Source organism: Leptothrix ochracea L12 (assembly GCF_000262525.1).
Window position 1 is genome coordinate 1 of sequence record NZ_JH660663.1, and the last position, 4164, is coordinate 4164.

Here is a 4164-nt window from a genome sequence, read left to right on the forward strand (position 1 = left end):
GCGTCATGGTCATGGTGGCGAGCGGCGGCAGCCGTGACTCAGCCACTCAGCGCACCAAGCCACGCTTGGCTTGGGCGATGAAGTCGAGCATCAAGGTGATATCGGCGTCGATTTGGGCGTCGATCTCAGCTTGCTGCGCAGCATCCCTACCCTGCCCGCGCAGCGCGCTGATCGCTTCCACCGCTTGCTCCAGCGGCATGCCGGAGCGGAACAACAGCTTGTGCATCTCGCGGATCGGGTGGAGCCGCTCGTTGCTGAAGCCGCGCCGGCGCAAGCCGGTGAGATTGACCGCACGCACACTCAAAGGGTTGCCGTCCACCGTCATGTAGGGCGCAACGTCTTGGGCCACATGGCCTTGGAAGCCGATCATGGCGTGCGCACCGATATGCACAAACTGATGCACCCCGGAGAGCCCACCGATGGTCGCCCAGTCGCCCACATGCACATGGCCCGCCAGCGTGGCGTTGTTGGCCAAGACGCAGTGGTCGCCGAGGCGCACGTCGTGCGCCAGATGGACGTAAGCCATGATCCAGTTGTCTGAGCCAACCCGGGTGACGCCTTCTTCTTTGAAGGTGCCGGTGTTGAAGGTGCAGAACTCGCGGATCGTGTTGCGGTCGCCGATCACCATAACCCGCATGACGGACGAAGAGGTTAAGAAGCTGTTCCCTGATCCGGCCGACGTAAAAGACTTGCCGAGTTGATGGAGCTTGTTAAACGGGCAGGTGATCGAAACGATAAGATCAACAAGATCGTTGCCAATGCCGAAGAATTTGGTGGAATCATCTTCACCTTACTTGGCAAGTTTGCGTAGTTGGCTTTAACGAGTAAGGTTAGATCGTGCCAGCGAAGCGCGGCGCCTCTCACTTCCACTACAAGGGCATCGTTAGGGCTTATTCAAAAGGAGAGTTCATCATGTATGGCACGTTTGCAAAAATACTGACGTTAATCGGCCTGACCATTCTGGTCATCGTTTTTTCGGCAAATCCGCTTACTGCGCCGATCAAAGATGGCTTAACATTTCCCGCTGTTATGGCGTCGTTAGGGGGAATATTCGTTATCGTTTTGCTTGTAGAGCGCGTTACTGAAATCGCAATAACAATTTGGCGCCAGTCTGACGCCGACGAGCTCAAAACCGAAATTGAAAATCTGACAAAAGACGCAACCAAGGCAGCGGAGCTATTGGAGAAACAGAAATGTTTTGCAAAATATCAAGCTGAAACCAAGAGCATCGCACTCCTGATTGGTTTTACAATTTCAATTGTTGTCTGCTGCGCGGGCGTAGGCTTACTCGGAGCAGTTATTGATATAACTAAAGGAAACCCAAATTTTCTTCGCGGCGTTGACATCCTTCTTACATCAGGACTAATTGCAGGCGGCAGTGATAGTTTCCACAAGTTCGTGAGCACGCTCGAAACATTCTTCAACGAATCCAAGAGTCGTATGGAAAGAAAGCCCTAACTTTGCGTTCCAGCCGACCGCCTTCGGCGTCGGCTGAACTCCACGTTAGGCAGTTACTGTTGTTATTTAGTATTTTATTGGGAGATAGAAATGAAAAAGTATTTAGTGGTTATGTTGATGGTGAGCACTCTTAGTGGCTGCGGTAGCTTAATGTCTCAGAAAGTGGCTGAACTTGCACCCACCCGCGTAACAGCGCAGACAGGTGAAATGGTAACGCTGCCTGCGCAGCTTAGAACCATTACAAACAAAACATCAAAAGGAAGCTACATAAGCTGCGCAGAACCCGGACCAGATGTTGCCATGTCAGATACATTTAAATTGATTGCTGGAATAACAACGGACACTTCGTCATCCATCAACAACGGAAACGGTTCATCGGCTAGTGCAGGAAATAAAACTGGCTTAAATAACGACCTTCAAACCAGCACAGCTGCACTTGAGTTAGCTGGGAGAACACAGACGGTCTTATTGGCAAGAGAGTTTCTCTACCGCACCTGTGAAGCGGCATCAAATGGATGGATCAAAGATGAGGCTGTCGCAAGAGCACACGAGTCCATTCTTAAAAACATAACCGATCTTATAGATACTGATAAGAAAAAGGCCGAGACAACTGCGGCCATAGCTGGAGCTGTGGCTACGGGGAAGCTTGATCCAAAATTATTGGGTAATGCAGCTATTGCTGTTAGTGGCGCGATAAGAGATGCCTGCACAAAAGATTTTGAGGAATGTATAACCAAAGCTGGTGTAGACGAAAAAGCTAAGGGTGTATGCAGAGCCAACCTAAATAAATGCTTTTAATTGAGGAGACGACAATGAGTACATTTCGTAATGCTGTGTCAGCTATGATCGGCAAAGAAACTTATTTTCTACTTGGCGAAAAACCCGTTAAAGCAACGATTACCAAGCTTAATGATGACTTGGCTGTTCTTAAGCTAACTGACTTAGGTGCTGGCTACTCTGAGCTTGCAATTCATATCGACAAATTAGTTTTAATTACAGCCTAACACTGCTACAAGGACTTCTCCATAAGTCAACTTGAGTTCGTTCGAGCGGAATCCAAACATGCAGGCACCATTTTATTCTGCCTGCATGTTCTCCGCCGGTCAGCGACAAAATAGTGAACAATTTTACTCCACGATAAATTAAACAGGAGCATATCATGCGTTTTATTGCAATTGCCACATCAGTTATTTGCCTTTCTGCTTCGGCTCAGTCGGTCGATCTGGGGGTTGAGGGGCTGCTGGCATGTCTTGAGTTTTTACCCCTTCGCCCCGCCTGTACAGTCTCGCATTCCCTTCTTGACTCGCTTGTCAAGACCGGGGGGTAAATACGTACCTAGTCGAGGTCATTTACGATCTTGAACGCAGCATCTTGAATTTCTTTGCACTGCTTGGAAAACATAATAGTACCGCCTGAGCCGAACACTAAGCCGATGGTCATCGCTGCCGGCGCACCTAGTCCTGCGGCTGGTGAGGTGGCAAAAAGACCGAGTAAACCCATTGCTGCGGCCCCAAGTGCTCCGTTTTTGATCGCTTCCTTTTCACACTTTATCGATGCCTCTCGGGCAGAGTATGGATCTACCCCATGAGCCAGCATGTATTTCTCAAGTGCTGCGCGAGATGTGGAGTCTCGGATAATGCTCAAGAGCCCCTGTTGTTCGGATGTGTCGGCCATGGTTTTCTCTTCTTGGTGGATAAATATAGGCGACTAACGTAATTTTCTGGTTGTTGCAAATGAATCTATTTGTATAAACGAACTTTGCCCGCCGACACACAGGCTCTGCTTTCGTTCCAAGGGTACTCAACGTTACTGCAATTTTTCTCCGTTGTGAGTTGTCCCGTGCAGCCATAAAACCCCCACAATCCACCGCCTGGGTTTGCTCCGGGCGACTTTCCGTTTGGACATACAAATATATCTTGTGTATTTGATGTATTTAGTACATCAACCAGTTTTTTATATCTGTAATGGATGATTGTGCTGTTGTGATTTGCCCTCTGATTGATTCAAGGGTTGCCAGAGGTATTCCATTTGCGTCGTAGGCTGGCCACGGAATCGTAATAGATCCGCCAACCCCATTTGTGCGAATGAATTTCGCATATCCGGCTTGCCCTTGATCAGTTCGGCTACACTTCACCAAAACACTGGATGGTGCATCAATAGATGTAGTAGCTGCCTTCTTGCCATTCCAAGTGCATGATATACCTTTCGACGCAGAGTAAATTAGGTCTGCAGTGGTGGTGCCTTGAATAATCTTTTGGTATGCGATAACGATCGTGAACTCCGATGGAAGTACGCTCGCCAAATCTACGTCAAATCGTAGATCGTTACTGTCTTTTAATTTTATGCATGTTTCATATGCTGCATATGCACCTGACGCAATAGTTTCCACGTATTGTCTGTATGCATCTGTGCTTGCAGACTCACCCGATGAGGCAGAACAAACCTTGCTTGCGACCTCTTCTGTCGTCATACTTGACTGACCAAAACTTGCTGAGATAAATTTCCAACTGGCACCCGCGTTCGTCGCGGCTGAACTGCTACCTCCCCTTTTGTATTCACTGCAGAAGTTGGCTGCATGTTTGTCGAATGTTGACTTATCGGCAACAGTTGAAGATACGGTTTTTGAAAGAGTAATTAACTTCTCGCACTCCTGAGCCGAAGCAGAAAGGCAAATAACTGATGTGGCAATTGCAATAAAACGCATGA

Annotated in this window: 6 protein-coding genes and 1 pseudogene; 4 read left to right on the forward strand and 3 right to left on the reverse strand. The window is 48.4% G+C overall.

Annotated features, from left to right (window positions below; translation table 11 throughout):
* Positions 1-46 precede the first annotated feature (46 nt).
* Positions 47-628, reverse strand: a pseudogene (gene lpxA / locus LEPOCDRAFT_RS00065) (acyl-ACP--UDP-N-acetylglucosamine O-acyltransferase); the annotation flags it as partial.
* Between the two features lie 209 nt (positions 629-837).
* On the opposite strand from lpxA, the gene LEPOCDRAFT_RS00075 reads away from it, so the two are divergent.
* The 4 genes from LEPOCDRAFT_RS00075 (at position 838) to LEPOCDRAFT_RS02905 (ending at position 2785) form a co-directional block, all read left to right on the forward strand.
* Positions 838-1458: a hypothetical protein gene (locus LEPOCDRAFT_RS00075; protein WP_156793912.1), complete on the forward strand. Its 621-nt coding sequence runs from the start codon at positions 838-840 to the stop codon at positions 1456-1458.
* Between the two features lie 90 nt (positions 1459-1548).
* Positions 1549-2256, forward strand: coding sequence for a hypothetical protein (locus tag LEPOCDRAFT_RS00080; RefSeq protein WP_009453114.1), 708 nt, complete (start codon positions 1549-1551; stop codon positions 2254-2256).
* 14 nt (positions 2257-2270) lie between these two features.
* Positions 2271-2462 (forward strand): hypothetical protein, encoded by a 192-nt coding sequence (locus LEPOCDRAFT_RS02730; protein ID WP_009453115.1) that lies wholly within the window; start codon positions 2271-2273, stop codon positions 2460-2462.
* Positions 2463-2617: 155 nt separating this feature from the next.
* Positions 2618-2785, forward strand: a complete 168-nt coding sequence (locus LEPOCDRAFT_RS02905; protein ID WP_009453116.1) for a hypothetical protein — start codon at positions 2618-2620, stop codon at positions 2783-2785.
* Positions 2786-2793: 8 nt separating this feature from the next.
* Here LEPOCDRAFT_RS02905 and LEPOCDRAFT_RS00085 read toward each other — a convergent pair whose 3' ends face one another.
* Together LEPOCDRAFT_RS00085 and LEPOCDRAFT_RS02845 are read right to left on the reverse strand one after the other, a co-directional pair.
* Positions 2794-3132, reverse strand: a complete 339-nt coding sequence (locus LEPOCDRAFT_RS00085; RefSeq protein WP_009453117.1) for a hypothetical protein — start codon at positions 3130-3132, stop codon at positions 2794-2796.
* A gap of 259 nt (positions 3133-3391) precedes the next feature.
* Positions 3392-4164 (reverse strand): hypothetical protein (locus LEPOCDRAFT_RS02845; protein ID WP_009453118.1); only part of this gene is annotated, 773 nt, incomplete at its 5' end.